Source organism: Burkholderia sp. BE17 (assembly GCF_009362305.1).
In the GTDB taxonomy this organism is placed as follows: domain Bacteria; phylum Pseudomonadota; class Gammaproteobacteria; order Burkholderiales; family Burkholderiaceae; genus Burkholderia; species Burkholderia pyrrocinia_C.
Window position 1 is genome coordinate 84,930 of sequence record NZ_WHNU01000027.1, and the last position, 22,781, is coordinate 107,710.

The 22,781-nt window shown below is 62.3% G+C and carries 8 protein-coding genes; all 8 read right to left on the bottom strand.

The genetic code is table 11. The features are described from left to right. Positions 1–6: 6 nt before the first annotated feature. The 8 genes from GD429_RS23055 to GD429_RS23090 all read right to left on the bottom strand — a co-directional run bounded on the left by GD429_RS23055 (position 7) and on the right by GD429_RS23090 (position 22,734). Positions 7–627, bottom strand: coding sequence for a response regulator transcription factor (locus GD429_RS23055; RefSeq protein WP_193727171.1), 621 nt, complete (start codon positions 625–627; stop codon positions 7–9). Positions 628–1,336: 709 nt separating this feature from the next. Beyond that, a complete protein-coding gene (locus GD429_RS23060) occupies positions 1,337–13,876 on the bottom strand; it encodes a filamentous hemagglutinin N-terminal domain-containing protein (protein WP_152860235.1) in 12,540 nt (4,179 codons plus the stop codon). A gap of 58 nt (positions 13,877–13,934) precedes the next feature. Beyond that, entirely contained in the window at positions 13,935–14,738 is an 804-nt protein-coding gene (locus GD429_RS23065; protein ID WP_152860237.1) for a SapC family protein, read from the bottom strand. A 19-nt stretch (positions 14,739–14,757) separates the two neighbouring features. After that, positions 14,758–16,296, bottom strand: a complete 1,539-nt coding sequence (locus GD429_RS23070; RefSeq protein WP_193727172.1) for a ShlB/FhaC/HecB family hemolysin secretion/activation protein — start codon at positions 16,294–16,296, stop codon at positions 14,758–14,760. 1,117 nt (positions 16,297–17,413) lie between these two features. After that, positions 17,414–17,815 carry a response regulator transcription factor gene (locus GD429_RS23075; protein ID WP_152860242.1) on the bottom strand — a complete coding sequence of 134 codons (402 nt, stop codon included), beginning with the start codon at positions 17,813–17,815 and terminating at the stop codon, positions 17,414–17,416. Between the two features lie 436 nt (positions 17,816–18,251). Further along, the gene (locus GD429_RS41875) at positions 18,252–19,067 is read right to left on the bottom strand and encodes a response regulator transcription factor (protein WP_152860243.1); all 816 of its coding nucleotides are present in this window, start codon (positions 19,065–19,067) and stop codon (positions 18,252–18,254) included. Between the two features lie 635 nt (positions 19,068–19,702). Then, on the bottom strand, positions 19,703–20,479 hold the full coding sequence (locus GD429_RS23085; RefSeq protein ID WP_152860245.1) for a SapC family protein: 777 nt from the start codon (positions 20,477–20,479) through the stop codon (positions 19,703–19,705). Positions 20,480–20,493: 14 nt separating this feature from the next. Further along, positions 20,494–22,734 carry a ShlB/FhaC/HecB family hemolysin secretion/activation protein gene (locus GD429_RS23090; protein ID WP_152860247.1) on the bottom strand — a complete coding sequence of 747 codons (2,241 nt, stop codon included), beginning with the start codon at positions 22,732–22,734 and terminating at the stop codon, positions 20,494–20,496. Positions 22,735–22,781: the final 47 nt, after the last annotated feature.

A 22,781-nucleotide genomic window follows, 5' to 3' on the forward strand; every position in this document is an offset into this window, starting at 1 on the left:
GATGCGTCAGTTCGACGTATCGACTGCATGGTCGCCTGAACCGCCTCGCGCCGAAGTACGGTCAAGCTGGTACCCGTGGCCGTATACCGCGTGCAGACTGTAGCCGTTCTCGGCATGCAGCCCGAGCTTCCGGCGAACCGCCGAGACGTAGGTATCAATACCCCGCGATGCCGTTCGCTCGCCATCTCCCCACATGACGAGCGCAATCGAGCGTCGGCTGACCGGTGTGGACATACGCTTGAACAGGAGCATCGCGATATCGAACTCCTTAGAGGAGAGCCGGATCTTGATCCCATTCCGCTCGACGCAGAACTCGCCCGGCGAGAAGCGGAACTCCCCGAACACTGGCGAATTTCGCGCGATCATTTGTCCCGCATGGGCCCTGCGGATGAGTGCGTTGATCCGCGCGAGCGATTCAAGGGAGCCAATCGTCGCCGTGATGTTGACGTCCGCTCCCGCATTCAGCCCCGCCGTGACGCGATCTTCCGGCGTATCGCCGTCCACGCTCAACACGATTGGCGCGGCTGAGCGCTGACGAACATGGAGCAGCGTCGACAGGCGATCAGCACCTGGCCGCGTCCAGTCGACCAGCGCGATGTCGGGGTCGTTTGTATCGATGAGCTGCAACCAATCTGCATCTGTCGTCGCGCCAAAAGGCCTGTGTCCTAACCGCGTGAAAAACTGGAGCAGCCGGTCAAGCTCATGTCGCTTTGGCTCCAGAATAGCGATTTTCACCGATGCGAAATGGCGAGTCGGTTCTTCTTCCCATCGTGCACCTCGCTGCCTCGACAAACTGTTGCCCATATGGCCGACTCTCACGAATTGATTCGTTGATCCCAAGCAATACTGCCGATGATGGCGACGTGACACTGTCAGAACAAGTCATACGGTGACGAAGGCGACGACGCACGAGTGCGAACATAAACCTCCTCGAGGTTCACTCAGGCTAGTTCGGTCGCTCAGCCTGAACCGGCTGTCGACTTTGCCTTCTCCTGCACGCGGTTTCGCGTTTCGTTAGCAACACCGAAATTGCCGGCCATCGTGCTTTCAAGCGAACTCCGGGGCCGAACGCGCGATACCGTTCCGCGCCGCGACCCTGACATTTTCTGACATCATTTCTAATCCGGTAATCGCACTATTGAGTTCGCCGGAGTTCACCGAGATCCGCGTCGATATTTTTCACGGCAAAACCGTATTCGGGTCATGCTCCATTCACCGAATCACCGAGCCCTTTGTGCGGATGAACTTAAGTGAAAGCCCCGCGGCGTAGTCCCTCGTATATCCCATATGTTCAACCAGGCGGAACCGGCGATGCCGGTCCCGTCTTGCGTATCGTTCAGCGCGACGACACAACGCTGACGCCATAGTCCGGTGCGGTGGCGTCGATCCGGCGCGGCGCCTTGGCCGGAGACGTGGTCGGCCGAGCGGCGGGCTGGCGTTGCTCGCCAAGCACGTCGATCGTCACGCGGCGATCCGGCTGCAGGCAGCGAATCGAATCCGGTGTCCTGCCGGCCGGACAATCCTTCGTCACCGGCTCTGCATTGCCCACGCCAGCAACCGTCACGGGGCTCACCGGCAAGCCGTGCTTCACCATGTAGTCGCGCACGGTCTGCGCGCGTGCAAGCGACAGCTCATGGTTATAGGCATCCGGACCGATACGATCCGTGTGTCCGATGATCGACACGACGCGCAGGCTCCGATATTCGCTGCGCAGGTTCGCGATGATCGCGTCCAGGGCTTCGCGGCCGCCCGGCAACATGTCACGCTCGGACGAACGATCGAACGCGAAGAGCACGTCCTCGTTGAGCGAGAAGTGTGTCGCGACGATCGGGCCCGGCCCCGTCTGGACGCCTTCGAACGCGCGTTCACCGATGCAATCGAAGGTCGGCGCATGCCCGTCGCCTGCCCGCGCACCGCGCACCTCCCCGAACTGCCGCGTCGCGGTGTTCATATACGTCGGTACGCCGATGTCGTATTCGACGCCTCCGGTGCGCCCCAGACGACCGCTACCCGCGTATTGGCCGATGCCGCAACCACCGTTCATCGTGAATCCCGCCGACAGGATCAGCGGGCCGTCCGGATCAACGTACATCGGCAGCGACGTCGGCATGGTTGCAACGGTCGGAACGGCAACGGTTGCCGGTACGGCCTGCGTGGTCGGCAGCGCGACCAGCGTGCGCTTGTACCAGACCTGCACGCCGTTGAGCTTGCCCGTACCTGCCTGGTACAGCGGCCCGTTCGCGGTCGCGTCGTAATTCGTCCCCCAGTTGCCGACCGGCACCGGACCGGAGAAACCGTCGATGTCGCCGAGGACCATCTGGTTCGCAACAGGCGTATAGCCCGCCGGGGTATCACCCGCCACGCCGTACACCGCGACCTGACCGGCGTCCGAATGAATCCGGCCGTTGTTGATGAACCAGCCCGATCCGGCGCTTGCCCCCGCCGTTTCATCGGCAACGAGCGTCACCGGCCCAGCGGCGCTCACGGTCGCTCCGCTCGCGATGGTGACGTCACGGCCACCGACACCGATCAGCGCACCGCCTGCCGTTACGTTGCCGTTCACGTTCAGGTTGCCGCTGCTGGCGGCTCCCGCCACGAGCGATACGTCGTGATTCGCGTGCACGTAGTTCACGTTCAACGTCGTGGGCGAGTTGACGGCGACGTCATACGCATCGCGGACGTCGAGGCTACCGACGCTCGTCTGCGTCAGCGTCACGTTGCTGCCCTGCGCGGTGTTGAAGCCCGCCGTTGCATTCGCGGCATTTGCGGTCGCCGTGATCGTGCTTGCCACCGTGCCGGGCGCGTAATCGGTGCCGCGGGCGGCATTGACGATCAACGCAGTGCCGGACAAGTCGATCGGCCCGGCGCTGTCGGTCAGGTTGTAGTTGCGCACGGTGCGAGTCGGCGACGTGAGCGCCGGCGAGCCGGTGCGCACGGTCCAACCGCCGCTCACCGCATTGTTCGCATTCGCAACGGTGATCGCCGCACCCGTCAGCGACGCAACCGAATAACTCGTGGTCGTGTTGCCGAGATCGACCGTGACCGTCGTCACGCCCGCCGCCTTCAACTGCGAGACGATCGTCGGTGTCAGCACGAAATCCGCTCCCGCGCCTTGTGCGTTGACCACGGCCGTGTGCGTCGTCGCGTCGACCACGACCAGCGGCTGCTGGCTGCCGTTGACGTTGGTCGTCACGCCGTTCTGCACGACCGTGCCGGCGCTGGCCAGATTCGACGGCGGTGCCGTGACTGTGCCGCCCGGGCCGCTCGTCAACGCGACATTGCCATTTACGTTCAACGTGCCGGTCAACGAGACATTGCCTGCCTGCGACGCGGCCGAATAGTCACCGCCTGCGTAGTTCGCGCCGGCGATCGTCAGGTCGCCGCCGTTCTGCAGCGCGACCTGACCCACGGAAGTGTCGCGTGTGGTATCGAACTCGACAGCCCCCGCCGTGAGCGTCGCACCGGCAGCCTGGGCAATCGGTCCGCCGCCGTTCAAGCCAAAGTAACCGCCGGCCGACGACGTGCCGATCACCGTCGCACCTTCGTTACGCAATGTCGCCGAACCGCCGGCCGCGACCTGCAGGTTGGTGACGTCCAGTTGCAGCGCCGCTGCATTCGTCGTACCGGTGATGCCGTTGTCGATCACGCCGCTGCCGATATCGCCGCCTGCGGTCAGCATCGCAGTCGTTGCCTTGATCTGGTCAGTGGCATTGCTCGTGCTGTTGACGATGTCGTTGCCGGCCTTCAACACGACCGCCGTGCCGGTCGCCGCTTGTGCGGCGTTCGAGAGCACGATGTCGTGTGCCGCCGTCGCCGCGACCGTGCCGGTGCCGCTCGTCACATTCTGATCGAGCACGACGTCGGCCCCGCTACCGCTCGCCGCCAGCGTCACTGCGCCGCTGCCGTTGGCAGAGACACCCACGACGCTCGCGCCCACTGCGTTGTCTGTAATACCCGGCGATAACGACACGCTGCTCACCGTCAACGCGCCCTTCGTGGTGGCAACGTTCACGCTGCCGTTCGTGCTCGTCTGCGCGGCCAGCGTCAGTGCCTTGTCGTTCACGGCGGACGCGTTGCCGCTGCTGACGAGCGCCAGCGTGTTCACGTCCGTCCGGATCGGCGCGGCGGCCGCGCCGATGGTCTTGCCCGCGGTCAGCACCGCCCCGTCGCCGCTCAGCGTTCCAGAGCTTTGCGTGATCGCGTCGCTCGCCTGTACGAACACGTTGCCGGATGTGCTCAGGTTCGCACCAAGCGCAACATCGCCGGCGTAAGCGCGCGCGTTCACTTCGCCGCTCGTCGAGCTGACCGCTGCGCCGATGTTCAGGTCGGTCGCTGCCGCCAGTCGAACCAGGCCGCTGCCGCCCGCGGTGACCGCGTTACTCAGCGTGATCGAACCGGCCGATGTGTCGATGTCGATGTTGCCGTTGGCGCCCGCAGTGACCGTCGCGCCGGTCCTGACTGGGCCGGCAGCCAGCATGGTGAGATCGCCGCCCGTGGTCGCGTTCGCTTGCGCGAGCAACGTGCCGGCTGTAGCCGCCGCCGTGTCGCTTACGCGGTACACATTGCCGCCCAGTTGCACGGCGCCCGTCGTTGCGACCGTCGTACTGCCCGCACCATCATGCGTGGCCAGCACCGGCGTTGCCCCGGCGGCAAGCGCTGCTGTCGTATCGAACGACACCGGCGCCGCGCTCGTGCCGATTCCGCTCACGGCAGTCAGATCGAGCGTGCGCGCCGCCACCGACTTGTTCGCCATCTGCGCTATCGCCCCGCCGGAAGTGACCGACAGGCCATCGTTCAGCTTCACGCTGCCCAGCGTCACATCGCCCGTCGTCGCGACGTTTGCCGATTCGGCGTTCGCGATGCTGAGTCCGCCGATCGTATTGCCCGAATTGTTCAGTACGATCCGGCTGCCCTGACCACCATTGAGTGTGTTGTTCGCCGCGTTGTAGTTCAGGCTGTTCTTCGTACCCGGCACCTGGATCGTGCCCGGCGTCGCTTGCAGCGACGCGCTGCTTGCGCTGCCGGCCACCGCGTTGACGGTGAGCGTGTGCGTGCCGATGTCGATTGCCGCACTCTGGACGAGGTTGTAGTCCTGCGTCGTCGTCTTGACCGTCACCGGTGCAGAAGTCTTCACCGTCACCGTGCCCAGGCTGTTGCTACCACCGGTTGCGCCGTTCAGCAGGATCGCGGGCGTATTGCCGGTCACGGTCGCCGTCTGGCCACGCAGGTCGACCGTGATGTCGCGGCCGGTACCGAGGTTCGCCGACGACAAGTCGAAGTTCGGCCCCGCACCGATCGCCTGCACGATACCGGTCGTTGCCGCGTTCGCGTTGATCGTCGTGTTGCTGCCCCCCGTCGTCACGCTGCCCGAACCGGAGAACGCGTTCACGCCGCTATAGTTGCCGCCGACCGTCACGGTGCCCGAAACCGTACCGCCGGTGAAGCCGCTTTCCGTCAGGTTGCTGCCGACCGTTGTACTGCCGGTTTGATTCAGTGTGCCTGCCGTCGTGATCGTATAGTTGCCGCTGACGCTCGAGCCATTCTCGGTCATCGCGCCACTACCGTTCGCGAGCGTTGCGTCCGAGCCGCTCGTGTAGCGCGTCGCATCGATCAGCGTCGTTCCCGACGACAGCATGCCACCCGTCTGCTGAACGAGGCCACCCGAATTGATGTCCAGCGTGCCGGCCGTCACGTTGTTCGCCAGCGTCACGGTGCCGACGTTGTTCGCCAGCTTGCCGCCCGTATCCCCGGTAATCAGTTGCGCAGTGTTACTTGCGTTCAAGCTGTTGGCCGTCGTCACGGCGCCTGCCGTCGCCACGCGCACGCTACCTTTGGCCGCGCTGTTGGTCAGCGAACTGCTGCCCAGCGTCAACATTGCCGCATTGGTGTTGTCGATCACCGCGTCGCCCGTGCCCGTCACGATCGCACCCAGTGTCGAGATATCGGTCGTGAGCGCAGTGGCGCCATCGAGCGCGCCCGAGCCAATCCCGGTTGCGGCGATTGCGTGCAACGTGCCGGCCGTAACGTTGTTCGCGCCAGCGGCTCGGCTATTGCTGATCGCGCCGTTCGTCGCGGTCAGTGTCACCGTGCCGGCCTTGTCGCTGCCCGTCGTCGCCTGCGCAAGCGCGATGTTGCCGGCCGCTGTCGCATTGATGTTGCCGCCCGCCGTCGCGTACGACGCGCCGTTCGCCATCGTGATGTTGCCCACCGTCGCCGTGACGCCGATCGTGCCGGTGCCGCCGGTCGATACCGAACCGGCCACTGCATCGGTCACGTTGCGTGCGGCGGTCAGCGTGATGTTGCCTGTACCCGACGTGACCGTTGCGTTCGTGACGATGTCGCCGGTCGCACTCGTTGCGGTCAGGTTGACCGCGCCGCTGCCATTTGCGCTCACCGCTGTTTCCGACAGGCCCGGAGCGACCGCCGTCACCCCGCCCGTCAGGCCGGGCCCCGTGATGCCGGTCAACACCGAAGCCGAGCCGACGGTCAGCGCGCCGGCATTGGTCACGTTGATCGCCCCGTTGTTCGTCGTCTGGGCAGCCAACGTCGCGTTACCTGCGTTGGACAGGTACTGATCGCCAGCCGAACGTGTCACCAGCGTGCTCGCCACAGTCTGCACCGCGCTGCCGCTCGCGCCGATCATGGTGCCAGCATCGAGCGCGACACCGGCACCGGTCAACTTACCGCCCGTTTGAGCGATCGCGGTGCCGGCGTGCGTGACGATATTGCCGGCAGTCGTCGCGGCCGCGCCGAACGTGATGCCGTTCGCAGCATTGACGTTGATCTCGCCGGTTCCCGTCGACAACGCGCCGGCCGCCGTCTGAGTGACGCTGCCGGTGCCGGTCAGACCGGACGTCAGGACCACGTTGCCGGCACCCGTCGTCGATACCGCGCCACCGACCGTCAGGTTCCGGTCCGCTGCGAGACGAACGTAGCCTGCATTTTGCGCAGCGACCGCGCCGGAAACCGTCAGATTGCCGCTATTCGCGGTGGTACTCGCGATCGACGTCACATCGACGTTCTTCCCGGACGTCACGTTGACGCCCGAGCCATCCAGCGTCACGTTGCCGGTTGTATCGAGGACATCGAGATAGACGCCGGACGCCGGATGATTGCCGGCCGCAGTGGCGGAAATCAGCCCGCTGCCGCTCCACACGTCGAGCGGATCGAGCGTTGCGGCGCCGTCACCGCCGATCGTGTTGCCCGCATTGAGCACGATGTTGCCGCCCGTCGCGACCGCGAGGTTCGTGCTCGCACTGGTCTCCGTACCCGGCACCAGCGCGGGCTGACCTTCGACGACGTTCCGCCCGGCCGTGACCGATACGGTGCCGGTACCGCTACGCGCCGTCGCGTCGAACACCACATCGCTCGTACTACCGGTCGCGGCGAGCGTCACCGCGCCGCTGCCGTTGGCGTTCGTGCCGGTGAGGTTCGCGCCCGGCGCGTTATTCAGGATTGTCGGTTGCAGGTTGACGGAACCGACTGTCAACGTGCCGCCGGTTGCCGTCACGGACAAGCTTCCATTGTTCGACGTCTGCCCCGCGGCAGTGAGCGACCCGGCGTTGTTCACGTATGCGTTGGCTCCCGAGACGAGCGCGAGCGTGCTGACTGCGGTCTTTACCGCGCTGGACGCCGCCCCGATCGTCGTGCCGCCCGTCAGAACCGCACCGCTGGCGGTCAATGTGCCCGTACCAGCCGAGTCGCTGATCGCCTTGCCTGCCTGGACGAACGCGCTGCCCGTCGTCGTCACGTTGCTGTTCAGCGCGACATTGCCTGCATTCGACTTGATGTTGATCTCACCGCCGGTGTTGGTCGTCGTGATGGGCGCGTTCACGTTGATGTCGCCCGCGGTCGTTGTCAGTTCGATCGAACCGGAGATTGAACCGCCGAGCGTCGACGTCGTCAGGCCTTTGGGCTGCAGCGGCGTGGTCGAGTCGAACACCGGACCATCTGTGGTGAACGTCACGTTGCCGGCTACCGAGTTCGCCGGAATCGTGGATACGACGTTGAGCGTCTTGTTGTTGGTCACCTCGAGCGTCCCGGTATAGGGCGTACCGCCCGCGAGGGCACCGGTGTAGGCCGCGCTCGGCGTCTGCAGATAGCCGGCGAGGTTGTTCACGCTCGTCTGAAGGTTGTTGCTGCCGCGCCCGGTCAGCAGCACGAGATTGTTCGCGCTGATGGTTTTACCGGTCGTCTGCTCGATCATGTTGCCGGCACCGAGCGTCAGCGTGCCAGTATTCGCGACACCGATATTGTCTTCGAGCAGCAGGTCACGACCGGCAATCAGGCTGATCGTACCGGTGCCGGTCGGCTGCACGGAAACCGCATCCAGCGCAATGATGTCGCGATAGCCACCGATCAGCACGTTACCGTTGACCGTCTTCGTGACGAGGTTCTGCTGCAGGTTCTCCGGATGGCCGAGCCCCTGACCGGCAGTCGGCACGTTCGACGAGAGCCGAACGTCCGCCGTGTCACCGGAAGCGTGGAAACCTTGATAGGTATCCGCGTACGTGGAGCCCGACTTGATAACGATGTTGCCGAGTTGAGTCTGCACCGTGACGGGGCCCGTGACGCGCACGTCCCATGATGAGTCGGGGTATACAGCATTGCCCCCGGCCGCAACATAGAATTGCTGACCAAGACCCAACGCGTAGGTCCCTGCAACCGGATCGCCGGTCGGCGTGACGCTCGCATCCACGACCGGATTATCGCCCGCGACACCGAACGAGGTCCGGTTGAGCGTGGTCGTGACCGTACCGCCGGAGCCACCGTTGTTGACCGTGCTGGAAAGCGCGTTAGTGCTGAAACCGAGCGACGTGAATTGACCCTGTGCTGCCGTTGAGGTGGTATATCCCGTGATCACATAGACCTGCGATCCGCCGTTGGTCACGCCTTTGACGAATGCCTGTGAATATGGGCTGATGGCATTGCTCAATACGGTTTGGCCGGGAGTAACGACCGTGCCGACCGAAAAATAAGCCAACAGACTAGACGGCGAACTGCTACTGATCGTGTACTGCGTATGTGCCGCGTTCCACCCCGGATCGGTCGGTACCACATAGTCGGCACCAAATCGATTGGTGGATTGCAGGCTGAGTACACCGACCTCGGTGTAGATCGGCACCACACGCTCTACCGGTGCAAGGAAGAACGTCACGCCCGTGCCGTCACCGCCAGCCGCATTGCCTTGCGCGACCGCGGTACTGACCGCCCCCTGATTGTAGGCATCGTACCCGGTGAAGATGCTGGACAAGTTCGCGTCGGCATTAAGCGTGATGCTGGCGGGATTCGTTGTGCCGGTCCGCACGATGTCGCCGTTGACACCAATGTCGCCCTGCGCGTTGATGACGATATTGCCCTGATCGGTGGTCGCGCCGAAATTACCGACGATGACGGAATCGCGATCGTTGATCGTCATGGTCGTGCCGGCCGCGACGTTGCGGACTGTCATCCCGGCGTTGGCATTGTTGTTCTTGCTCGACGTGTTGATCGTGCTGTTCTTCGCAGTACCGCCCCAGGCAGTGGCGAGTCCCGTCGCTGTGAAGCTGGGCAAATAGCTGGAACCGGCCGGTGCAAGACTGCTGATTACGTTGTTGCCGGTCGTGTTGATACTGCTGCCCGTCAACGTGACGGCATTGCTGACGTAAACATCCGAATTGATCGTGATGTCCCCCTGCTTTGAACTGCCGTTCGGCGTGATGCTCAGGTTGGCCGTGCTGATAGGTGCGCCCGTCGTTTTCAGATCAACGTTCCTGAAGCCCAGTAGGCTGAGGCCGTTCATCGGCGCGGTCACCGGTACGCCAAGCGTCGTCACCGTGCCGTCGATCTGAGCCTTCAAGGCAACACCGCGCGTCACGCCGATTGGACCGAAGGTCACGTTCGTGAGATCCACGTCGCTGAGCGTGGACAAGCCGGCAGCGTTGCTGCTCAGGACCAAATTGCTGAAGCCCCCCGAAATGGTGGTCGGCTGCGCGAACGTCAGCACGCCACCCGAATCGAGTGCACCACCCCGGCCTGCATAGATTTGCAGGTTGGTGTCGTTGAAACCCCAATTGCTACCGGAAATATCGCCACCTTGGCCGACGATCTTATTGTTTTCCATCGTGACATTACCGAACGCACTGATATTCGACCAATACTGGCCGTACGTGCCTACCGAAAATGCCACATTGGGATCGAAGCTACCGAGCGTGGGCGTTGCGGAACCGGAGAACGCGTATATTGGAGCACTCTTGAAGCCACCGATATCCAAGATTACCCAATTGGTCCAGGCCGGATCGTACTGCAAGAGAATCGGCCCGCCGATCCCGTATCCGCTAGTCAACGATCCGGTTCCCCCCGCCAAATCGAGGTGATGACCTGTCGAGTCATATCCGGACTGCAAATTCAACAGAAAGCCAGCCTGAACCACCGGGTTCGGGTCGGTAAGCTTCACTTGACCCACGAGGCCACTACCGGTCGAGCCAACTTGGCCGACGAAACCATTGGCTCCCCCTGCAGCGATCGTGGCAGACCCGCCGTTCAACGCGCGGATATAGTGCTGCGGAATCACGACATCCCCATACGAATTGATGGCGATACCGTTCGTGGTCAAACTCGTTGCTGCTGAACCGTCATTATTTTGGAGCGTGAGAACCGTGTTGAGAAAGCCCTGAATCGTCAACGCCCCGCTCAGTGCGTTAGCCGACGAGCCGTAGCGTATGACGATGTGATTGGGATTGTTCACATCATTGAAGTACGGCCGTGCCTGGTTGGTTCTGGCGGCGCTGTAAGCTCCGCCACCCGGCAGCGTTCCGCCGGAAGCGCCAATGGACGTGCCCGTTCCATCGGTACCCGAGCGGATATCGACGTTGCCGGTTGCGCTAAGCAGGATATTTGGCTGCGTGAAATAGACGATCCCCGCGTAGTCTGCCAGCGTTGCGCCGGACACGGGTATCGGATCGCCCCAGTTTCCTCCGGCAGCCAACAGCTGGATTGAACTGCCAGCAGTCAGCGCAGTTTCGTTGAGCGTCAGATTGCCGAATGCATTGAATGAAATGTCACCCGACGCGGAAATGCTGCTGGCAATTGCACCCGTGACCGGATCCCAGCGCTCCGGCGTCATGTTGTGAAATCCGCCGATGTAGATGCTTCCGGCGATCGGACCGGTCCTTCCAGCGCTCGATTCGAGCAACACGTTCGCCGGAAGAAAATCGGCACGTTCCGACGGAAGGCATACGGCGGTCGCCGTGCAGCCCGAGATCACGTCCAGTTCCGCGTCACTCTTCAGAAGAGTCGGGCTTGCCGTTCGGTTGAAATGGACGGCACCGATGTTGTTCGAGTAGCCACCGTATCCATCTACAACGGTCGAAACGCCGGATGCCTTGCCGAGATTGTAGTCCGCCAGTGTCGTCGCACGTTGGCCAGCGTATAACCCCAGCCCGGCCGGCAATACCCAGCCGGCGGTATAGCCAACGCCCGTCTCCAGCAGCGCTGCCGTAACATTGATATCACGTGCCGCGTTCGCAGCGAACGTGTATGTATTCGTTACGTTTGCGTTGAGATTGATATCTCGCTCGCTCTTCAACTGGACGCTTTGCCGATTGCCGCCCGTGGTGATTGGCGCATTGATCGACACATCGCGCAAGGCATACAGTCCCACGGTGTCCAAGGGCAAGTTGGTGTCCGAACCTCCAACAACCCCACCGTAGTTCGTGGCCTGAAAGGCATTCCCGCCGATTGCGCCATTGACGTTGATGTCCCGGAATCCCCCGAAGTACATCGTGCCGCCACCGCCTACGTTGACCACGCCCGCGCCCGCGCCTCCGTTGATCGATACGTCGGGAGCACTGGACAGATAAGTGGACGTATTGGCCGCCGTAAGCGCCGTATCGTTCGCATTCAGCGAGCACGCAGTCGAACACCCCGTCACGACGATCGTGTTCACCGTCGCATTCAGGTTCGTGCCGCCCGCGTAGTTGAAGTTGACCTGGCCCGCTCCGGTTGCGTTCGTCCCGAACGTGATCGTCGGCGTCGCCGTCGTCGGCGCGCTCGTCTGCCCGCTCATCAGCACGACGTTCGACAATCCGCCGGTGCCTCCGATATTCGCCGTGTTGACGTTGATGTCGCGAAACGCATAGGCGGCAAATGCCGACAGGCTACCCGTACTGCTGGTCGTGACGTCCGCATTCAGGTTGATGTCACGTGCCGCGTTCAGGATCAGGCTGCGTCCATTGGGAATCACGATCGCGTTGTTGACCGTAATGTCCCCGTTGCCGCCCGTACCGGCATGGCTGTCGATCGTGACGCTGGCCGCGGACAACTGCGATTGCAGCGTCGCGACGGTGATCACCGACGTACCGCCCGACGACGAGAAATTCGCCGTGCCGCCGCTCCACGTCGCACCGCTATCCGGTCCTGCCGTCTGAATCGTCACATCGGTCGGATCGAGCAGCAGCGTGCCGAACGCACCGCCCGACAAATCTGCGAAGCCGCGATAATCGAGCGTGCCGGCACCGGATACCTCGGCTTGCCCGCCATTGCCCGCGCCGCTACCGGTCGCGTGAATCGTCCCGGCAAAGCGCGTCGTGTCGTTCGACCAGACCACGACTTCGCCCGCGGTCGCATCGCCTTGCGTGCCGTTCGCCGACAACACGACGCCCGAGCCGACCGTCGTGGCGGTCGCATTGGCGATTCGATCATCCGCGCCGTGAAAGCCGCCACCAACCAGAATCGTGCCGCCGCCGCCCGAGCCGCTCGCATCGACCGATGTGGTACCCATCAGCCCGGTGTTGCGCCCCGTGATGCGCACGAGCCCGCCGCTTCCCGCTTCGCCGCGCGCGGCAATCGCGCTGTCGGTAACGAGCGTGGTGCCGGCTGCCGCATCGCCTATCAGCGATACCTCGCCGCCCTGCGTGCCGCTCACATCGAGCGACGCAGCGTTGACGGTGACGTTGACGCCCTGCACGCCGATCTTGCCGCCCGTGCCGATCGCAGCGGCGGCCGTCAGCGTGCCCCCCAACTGCACGTTACCGCCCGTGCCTTGCGCGACGATGCTGATCGTGCCGTCTGGATTGCTCTGCGTGCCGGTCGCGCGAATCGTCCCGCTCGTGTTGATTGCCAGCGCGCCGAGGTTGTCGTTCACGGCCGCGAGCTGCGTCTTCGCACCGTTGATCACGCCCTGCACCGTGAGCTGGCCGGCGTCGCTCCCGGTCGGGATCACCGTAAACTGCCCGTTGCTCAACGTCACGCTGCTCGCCGCCACGAGCTGCACTGCGCTACCGGCGCTCAGTTGCGCGCCCGTCCCGACTTCGACCTTCGGTGCGATGATCGTCACATCGCCGCCCGGCGTGCTGACCGTGCCGAGAATCTGGATCGAGCCATCCTTGCCGCCCGTCAGCAGCAGCGCACCGCCCTGCATGAATGCCGCGTCGTCGATGTTCTGCGTCGATGCGACGAAACCGCCCTGCACGTTCACGATACCGTTCGCGCCAACGACGATACCGTTCGGATTGACGAGGAAGACCTTGCCGTTACCCTGCAGCAGGCCGTTGATATTGGTCGGCAAGTTGCCTACCACGCGGTTCAGGATCGCCGCGTTCAAACCGGGCTGCTGGAATCGCACCGTCTCGTTCGGGTTGATGCCGAACGATTGCCAGTTGACGATCGCCCGCTGCGACTGCTGCTGGATCGTCGTCAGCGGCCCGCTCTGCGAGATCGACGCCGCGCCTGCAACCACCTGTCCGCCTTGCGGCGCCGCCCACGCGAACGGCGCGCCCGCACCGAACGCCACGACGAACGCGACCGACAGTGCACGCAGCATCGGCGTATGCGTGCTGCGCGGACGGTACATCCGGCGCGCGGTTGCCCGGTTCTTGGAGTGCGAAGAGGGTTGCATGGTCGAGGTCCTCCTGTGGACGGCGTAAGGTATGGCGGCGAGGCGTGGGGGCGAGCGCTCAGTCGGCGGCGATCAATGCGTCGGCTGCGGATTCCGGTGCAGCCGGCTGCTGCTCGCGCGATTCACGCTCGAGCAGTTGGTGGAATCGCTGCAACGAGAACAGGTGGATGTAGATACGTCCGAGCAGCCCCTCGCGATGCAGCGCAGCCAGCGAGTCCGCATCGAGCGTCGCGAGCTTTTCCTCGCTCACGCGTACCATTCCCGTCACGTTGTGTTGTGTGCCATCGGCGCGCACGATATTGGCCGTAAACGGCTCGAGCAGATCGAGCTCGGCGAGCCGGCGAGTAAAGGCCCGGCTGGCCTCAAGGTCACCCTCGTATTCCTTCAGGAACGTCTCGATCGCCGGCCACCGGTCGGTCGGTTCACCTTGTTCGTCGAACAAGCGAATCGCACCGTCGAAGGGCTCGCTGTCGATGCGGGACGTTTCGACGCACACCATCAGGTCGGGCTCGCGCTTGTCGTCTACCGTGATCGTCGCCATGCAGAACGGGTAGCGCCGCAGGTAGGCTGGAACATACGCACCGTCGGTCCAGCGCGCCGCATCGGTACCGGTATCGCGACTGAACAGGTTGTGCCCGAGGCCGACGAGCGCCGCCACCGCGTGGGTGCCTGCGATCGCATCCTCGATAAAAATGATCGGGTAATGCCACGCGGCGACCGCGATTTCGCTGTAGCTGAGCGGCACGATCGGCGACTCGTGCGTGAATGCGGGAACCTCGCCAGCATCGAGCAGACGAACATAGTCAAGGCGATTGAACGGCTTGAGCGCGCGATAACCAAACGGCGGTTGAATATTGAGCATGATGGGAACCTGTTTCTGATCAGTAGGCAAGCGTTACGGAAACGTCGGCGAGTACGCCGCGCTTTCCGGCAATGGGAGAGGTGCGCCAACCGAGGTCGGAGCGCACCGTGAGGTAGGGATTCAGGTTGAAGCGCGCCCCGATGCCGTAACTGGCCACGCTGAACGCGGTGCCCGTACGTTCGAGATCAGCGTTCATCACCGGTGTCTTGTTCCACGCGCGGCCGACGTCGAAGAACGCGAGCCCTTGCAGCAGGCCGGTCGTACTGCCGATCGGCACTTGCACGTACGGCGTCTGCACCTCGAAGTTCGCGACCACGCCGCGATCGGCGAGCAGCGTGTCCTCGTAGTAGCCTCGCACATGCGATGCACCGGTGAGGCTCAGCTGCTCGCTCGACAACATCGGCTGGTTCGTGTACTGACCGCTCAACTGCATGTGGAACTGCCACTTCGCAGGCAGCGGCACATAGCGGTCATAGGTCAGGTTCACGCGTGCGTAGCGGCTCGGCGCGCCCGGACGCGACTGGTTAAAGATGTCGTCCGTATTGCCGCTGAAGGTATGGCCCGGCGAAAACGTCAGTCGTCCGTCGATGTCGTTGTGCCCCCACGAATCCGACCAGCCGCCTCGATAACCGACATAGCCCTGGAACACTTCCGGCACGACGTCGGAGATCGGGATCTCGCCGAACGCGAGCGTGCTGCCGATGCGCTTGTATTCGAGACCGCCGTAAACTTCGGGCAGGTTGCCGCCCGGCGACGCCGGGTCGATGCCCAGCGGGTGCGACCACTCGATCCCGGCGAGATAGTTGGTTCCGCGCGAGTCGAACGCGCCGTCTTCCAGCGGGACATGCGTGCGCGACCACCCGACATATGCGGACAGCATGTCGCGGTGTGCGAGCGGCAGCGGCATCGTGTACGACAACGTCGCCTGCGCGAAACGGTCGACGTTCGCGGCCTGCGCATAGTTGAAGTCGATGCGGTGATCGAATAGCCCGAACGGATTGCCCCAGTTGAAGCCGGCTCGATAGCGTGCCAATCCGGTCAGGCGCGTGCCCGCATTGTCGTAGCCGACGAAGGCGCGCAGCGGACGCTCGTCCGTCGTATTGAGCACGACGTCCGTCTCGCCCGGTACCTTGCCCGGTGTGAACGCGACATCCGTCCGCCGCCACGGGTTGCGGTTCAGGTACGCGAGATCGTCGGCGACCACACCCGTATCCAGGCGCTCGCCGTGATGCTGCCGAATGTGGCAGGTCAGGTCGTGAGCCGTCACGAATCGCTGGCCTTTCGCGACCACCTGGCCGACCGTCGCAGGTTTGATCACGATGATGAGTACACCGTCCGCAGCGGTCTGCGGCGGCAGGTACACGTCGTTCAAGCCTTTCGAATGGGAATTGACGTACGCAATGGTTCGTTCGGTCAGCGCTTTCAGCGTGACACCGTCGATCGTCTTGCCGAGCATCGGCTCGAGCTGGGCAACGAGCTCGGGCATGCGCGCCACTGACGAGCCTGCCTCGACTGCAATCGGACCCTGCGCGATCAACTCGCGGCGATAGGCCGCCACCGCGTCTGCGTCTCGCAGCGGCGGCAATGCCGACGTCTGGGCGGCCGGTTGCGCCGCGCTGCAGGGGGTGTCGTCCGACCCGGCCGCTGACTGCGGCGCGACTTCGGTCGGACGCGTGATATCCCGCGATGCAATCAGGATCCCCTTGAGCGGGACTGGTGCAGCCGAGGCTGCCTTGGCCGGTCCCTCCGCTGCGAAGCCGGGAGCACTCATGGCTGACAACGCTGCAGCGATCAGCGCAACCGACAGCCGTCGGCGAAGCACACCAGATTGCGGTTGAGCGGGATGAAATGTTCCGCGTCGGAAAGGTCGGACGCGTCCGCGGCCGATATGCCGTGGCCGCGCGCAATGTTCAGAAGAAAGCACGGAAATCCCCCGCAAGTTGACGTGTTGTTCGCCATGGCTTCGGGGGATAGGGGCACCGATCGACGGGCCGCGAGCGGCGCGTGTCAGCGTTTCCAGTCAATGAATATAAATGGGTCAAGCTCGCGCAATCCCAGGGCCCCTTTAACACCCCCTCCCCGTGATGCACGTGACCGAATTGCGATCAAGTCGGACGGATTATGTTTGGGAATGCGCGGAAACAATGTCAGAGGATGTCAGGACATTTCTGGACAGTGGGCCCTCAGTGGCGCGTACGTTCACCAACTCGGTCTATCTTGCGGCTGCGTCACTCACCTGGCCGCCGCTCGCAAATCGTTCGAGCGTGCGCCGATGCTTGCATAACCGGTCCGCTGGCCCCAGCGAAATGAATCGCTCCCCTTTTATGATTCGCGGCGCCGAATGGCCGGCACGGAGACACCCTGCCGCTGCACGGGCGACCCTCTACCCGACTGCCCGGCAACGGCGATTGGCGGTCCGAGCGGGAGAATTTCCTCATCCGGAGGATCGCTTCGACATACCGATATTTCGGCATGCTGGCCACCGCGTCATCGAACCGCACCAACATGTCGTGGATCGATGGCAGGCTGGCATCACTCAAGCGCCAATGGAGATTTGGCTCGGAAGCGTCGATGCTTCGGTCCAGCTCCCTCTCGATCTGCCTGATACGCTCGATATCCGTATCCGGGCAATCGGTATCAAGAAGGAAATAGGTGACCGCCGACGCGTGCAACGATCAATCACGGTCCGGCCAGCACCAACGCCGCTCGAGAACATGACCCGCCAAGGTCAGGACTGCGTCGGTGAAGTCAAGAAGCGGGCGCCTCTTGTCGACTAACGTGGCTTCCGGCAGCCTCCCCCGCCATAGTGCTCGTTGTGCTTCGTCGTCCGTGAGGACGATTGTCGCAAGGCTCGAGGCACGCGATATGAAATGACTCAACGCATCGATGCTGGATTCGCTCGCCACGTCTCCATCGAGGACGAAGAGATCAACTGCAGAGTCCTGTCCGAACCCCGCAAGCATCGCGGTTTCGTCAGCTGCCTCCAGTATTTCAACTTCTTCGCTCAGCAAGCGGCTTAATACTGACTTGACTCCGATACGCCACACGGCCAAGCGGCTGACGACTAGTACCTTCACGACTGCTCCCCTCATCAGGAATACTACGTCTTCTTCTCGATATGTCGCGCGCCTGCCTAAACGATCGTTCGCAGGCACAAGCAGCTTCACATATGGCCGTCACCATCGAAACGTGTTGAGCGACGCGAACCTCTCCACATGTTCGATCGATTCTAACGAGGTCGTGGGAATGCGACTGTCAGGTCGTGTCATATAACAGCTTCGGGAAGCGCATCGGTGTTTTGCTCGACTTTCCGCACGTCGCCCTACGACACACCAAGTCACCTGGCGCCGAATTCTTTCATCAGTCAGGCAGTGAGCCCCGTGTCGACATTATCGGAATTCAGCCACGCTGCACACGAGCTTATGCAGGCATGAACCGTCAGTAACGAACTGGAACGCGCGATGCAACGCCACACGAAAGATTCAATTGCTCACGAAGCCTTAATCGCAGGATTCACGGAGTAGTCCGATCAAGTTGGTACCCTTGACCATATACAGCGCGAAGACTGTAACCATTTTCGGAATGCAAACCCAGCTTCTGACGAACGACCGAAATGTAAGTATCGATGCCACGCGATTTGCTTCTTTCGCCGTCTCCCCACATGATGAGCGCAAGTTCTCGCCTACTTACAGGGCTAGACAAATTCTCGAAAAGCGCTAGCGCGACATCGAATTCCTTTGCCGACAATCGGACCTTGTGACCGGCTCTATCGACACACAGCTCGACTGGCGAAAAACGGAACTCCCCGAACATCGGTGTGCCCTTTGATATCACGCGTCTCGGATACGTACGACGAACCAGTGCGTTGATACGCGCAAGAGACTCAAGAGACCCAATCGGGCCCGTGATATTGAGATCGGCCCCGGCATTCAAGCCGGCGGTAATGCGATCCTCAGGGGTGTCCGGGGCAACACAAAGCACGATCGGAACGGGAGATCGTTCGCGCATCTGCTTTAGCGTCGAGAACCGCCGGTCGTCCGGGTGCGTCCAGTCGACAAGCGCCAGATCAGGATCCGTCATCGAAAGCAAATCGAGCCATTCCACGTCGCATTCTGCGCCATACGGCACATGGCCAGCCGCCGATAAGGTTCGAATAAGTCTTTCGAGCTCAGTTCGGTCCGGCTCGAGAATCGCAATTTCCATTGATGAGAAATGAAGCATCGACTCCACTCCTTCGTCTACATTCGCCGAGGTCGTGGATTTCGGCACGGGATCTTGCCAACCGCACATCCATATCACGCCCATGCGAGTTAATCGATTGGTTTCCACGATAATGCCCGCGACTGTGACGTGACACTGTCAGGACGCGTCATGTCAACGCAGGCCCATTTTCGTGGCATCCGAATCAACTGATGGCCATATGCCTGATATCGGCTTCGGACCATGAACGCATTCGGAGATCCGGATCGCGACGTGGTTTCAGATTCGAGCTTCTAATCACGAGGCCAACCGAGATAGTCGTCGCTCCGAGCAAGCCTCGATTTTCGCGACCGAGAAAGGAACCCCGAAATTCGACGAGCACCTCCCGTCGCTCAGGCTTCTGTAATGTCTGAGCGAAGTGGCGGCGCTCATCCATATTGAAGGCTCATGCCGCCGTCAATTTGAGGATCCGCTCTCTCGAATCACGTTGCGTCGGCCGCGAACGCTCGTGCGGGTGAGTTCAATGAAAAGAATGGACGACCTCTCCGAGACTACAGGGAGGGACAAAACGCATGGAAAAGGCTGCTGCAGGGACGCCGACGAGGCAATCCGTTCCTTACGGCTGGCGCGGTACGTTTTCATATCGGCCAGACGATCTCAAGCGATCGCCCTTAGCCACATTGGGGCTCCGATGTCCGCGCCCGAGCCCGGCATTCTCCGCGCACCTTCAGTTCGAGAGCCGGCCGAGGGAAGCGTGTTGGAGATCAGCCCTTCTGGTCCGCAGTGCTTTCGTCGGCGCTATCCCTTGCACTCCGCTCACGAAGCAGTCGCTGCATCCGCTGCAGCGAAAACAGATGCAACCAAGCGCGCGCGAGCCAGCCATTTCGGATCCACTCGAGCATGGTCTCGTCCGGCAACTTCGCCAACCGACTTTCGTTAATGGCGAGAAATCCGGTCACATTCCAGCTCTCCTTACCCGGCTGTGTGACGGTAGCGGTCAGCGGCTCGAGCAGATCGAGTTCGACCAACCGCGCGCAAAAGGCGCGAGTCTTCTCGAGGTCCGCCTCATATTCGCCCAAAAACGCCTCGATCCCCTGCCATTCGGCTGTCGCCTTGCCTTCCGCATCGAAGAATTGTCGGCCGTCGTCGGCCTCCGACTCGGTCACATAGTCTTTCTCGACACAGACGATCAAATTCGGATCGACTTTCCCATCGACTGTCACCTGTGCCATGCAGAACGGGTAGCGTCGCACATATGCGGGAAGATAGCTGCCCGGTTTCCAACCCGATTCAGTGTGAAACAGGTTCTCACCGGCAGCGAGCCCCATCATTGCAACGAGGGCCACGTGCTCACGCGTTGCGTCGTGAACGAACACAAGCGGATAGTCCCAAGCCGCCGCGGGCATCTCGCCGATACATAGCGGCACGACCGCCGTGTCGGCGACGAACGGCGGAACGGCGACAGGCGGCGAATACCGCACGTAATCCGTGCGATTGAGGGCCTTGATGTCGCGATACCCGAACGGGGGCGTGATATTCATCTCTTGAAACTCCGTTAATAGGCAACGACGAGCGAACCATGAACGACGTAGCTCGGCAACGACGCGGGACCACGCAGACGCCAGCCGACGTCGGCTTTCAGGCTCACGTTTTGATTGATGTTGAAGCGGGCACCAAAGCCGGCGCTCGCGATATTAAATTTCCTGCCAATTTCGTTCAATGCAACATTCTGCTGCGGCTCACCGCGTTCGAACGCATGACCAAAGTCGTAGAACAACACACCCTGGAGTTGTCCGGCAGAACTGGTATATGGAATCGGCAATGCGATCGCGGGCGTGAGCGCCTCGATGTTGACGACGTAACCTGAATCCGCCAGCAGCACATCTTCACGGTAGCCGCGCACCGCGGCCGCGCCCGAGATCTGCAACTGCTCGCTTGCGATGATCGGCCCATTCGCCCACTGCCCATTGAAGCGACCATGCAACGAGAAGCCGGCTGGCAAATTGATATATCGATCGTACGTCAGATTGACGCGACGATAATCGGACTCCGCACCAGCACGTGCGGCATTGAAATCGGCATCGCTGTTATAGCCGGGTGCAAATGTAAAGCGGAAGTTCAGCGAGTTGCTACCGAGGCGATCGATCCACGGAACCTGGGCGCCCGCATAGAACTGGTACAGCTTGGGCGCGGAACTCGTCTGGCTCGACCCATTGAAGAGCAGCTCGTTACCGACGCGCTTGTACTCGAAGCCGGCCGTGACCTCGCTCCCCGGCACAGCCGGTCCGCCGAGGACGTGAGTCCACTGGGCGCCGAGTTGTACGTTATGCCCCTTACTGTGAAACAAACCATCCTCGATGGGCACATCGCTCGAAGAATAGTTGCCCGTAAATGTCAGCGTATCGCGGTAACTCGTCGGCTTCGTAAAGAGCAGCGTATGGTCCAACAACCGCTTGGGCGTGTTCCCCATCGCGACACTGTAGTCGAGGCGACTGCCGACAATGCCGAATGCGTCACCCCAGTTCAAGCCGGTGCGCCAGCGGTTCAAACCTGAAAGCGGTGTGCCAGTGTTGTCCCACGAGCCATACACCCGCAATGGATAGCGGTCCACGGTCTGCAAGACGAGGTCGGCCTCACCGGCTTCCGTGCCCGGTGTGAAGGACGAACTCACTTGCCGCCACGGCGACGTATTCAGGAATGCCAGATCGTCTGTCAGCTTCTTGAGATCCACACGGTCGCCCGGACGCAACCGGATCGCGCAGTTGAGATCGTGTTCGGAAATGTGTTTTTGGCCCTGCGTACGGACCTGCCCGAGTTTGGCCGGCGCCAACACCACGACGAGATTGCCGTCACGCAATTTCTGCGGCGGCACGTAAACATTCACGAGGTTATCCGTGTGCGCAGCGACATACTCTGTCGCGGTGCGGCTGATCTTCTTCACCAGCTCAAGATCGACAGGTTGGCCGACGAACTGAGCCAGCTTCGCACGCAGCCCTTCGATATCCGTGGTTGGCAAACCAGGTTCCGCACTGACTTCTCCCGCTCGTGCGAGTGCTGCACGATAGGCATCGGCTGCAGCCTGATCGCCCAGCGCGGGAAATGTAGGAGCGAGCGGCGTCGGGCCCTGCAGGGCTACCGGCCTTGCACCACACGCGTTCGTCGCGCGATCGTCTGTCGGCGCGCTCTCCGGTTGTGCCCGGGTAATGTCGCGTGCAGCCAATGTAATGCTGCCAACGGTTCCCGAGATGTCGCCGGCGGTCGGATTTCCATGCGTTGCCGATCTCGCAGGCGGAGCCATTCCGAGCTGGGTTTTCTCTGAACTCCGACCGGGTGCATTTACGGCGGCACTATCGGGACCACCGCTTCGCACTCCGGCAACGTCGGCATTGCGCGACGTTGCAGTAGCCGGATGGGCTGGCTCACTTTCGCGAGTCGAACCGATAGGAATGGCCGATCCCGTATCGCTCGACTTTCCGCGCAATGCGGCAACCTCGTTGCGCAGCCGCTGAATCTCGTTCTGGTCACGCTGGATGAGATCGATGGCCCGCTGCAGCAGTTCCGAGTCGCGCGGACCGCGATCGTGCATTTCGACGAGCTCACGCAGCAACTGCTCGTCGTGCGGAAGTGCCGACGACAGTTCCTCGGCCGAAACCCGGGCACTCAGGCCGATTCCACAGCTCAAGGCCAGCGCGGGCACCACGAATTTCTCGACGTACCTGCGCCCTCGCGCCACACCGTTCATCGATGGCTGCCATCTTTCAACGGTCATCGCAATCCGAGTCTTGACTGTTTTCATATCGCTACAACGAATACGTAATTCTGCGTTTTCGACGCCCTGGCGAT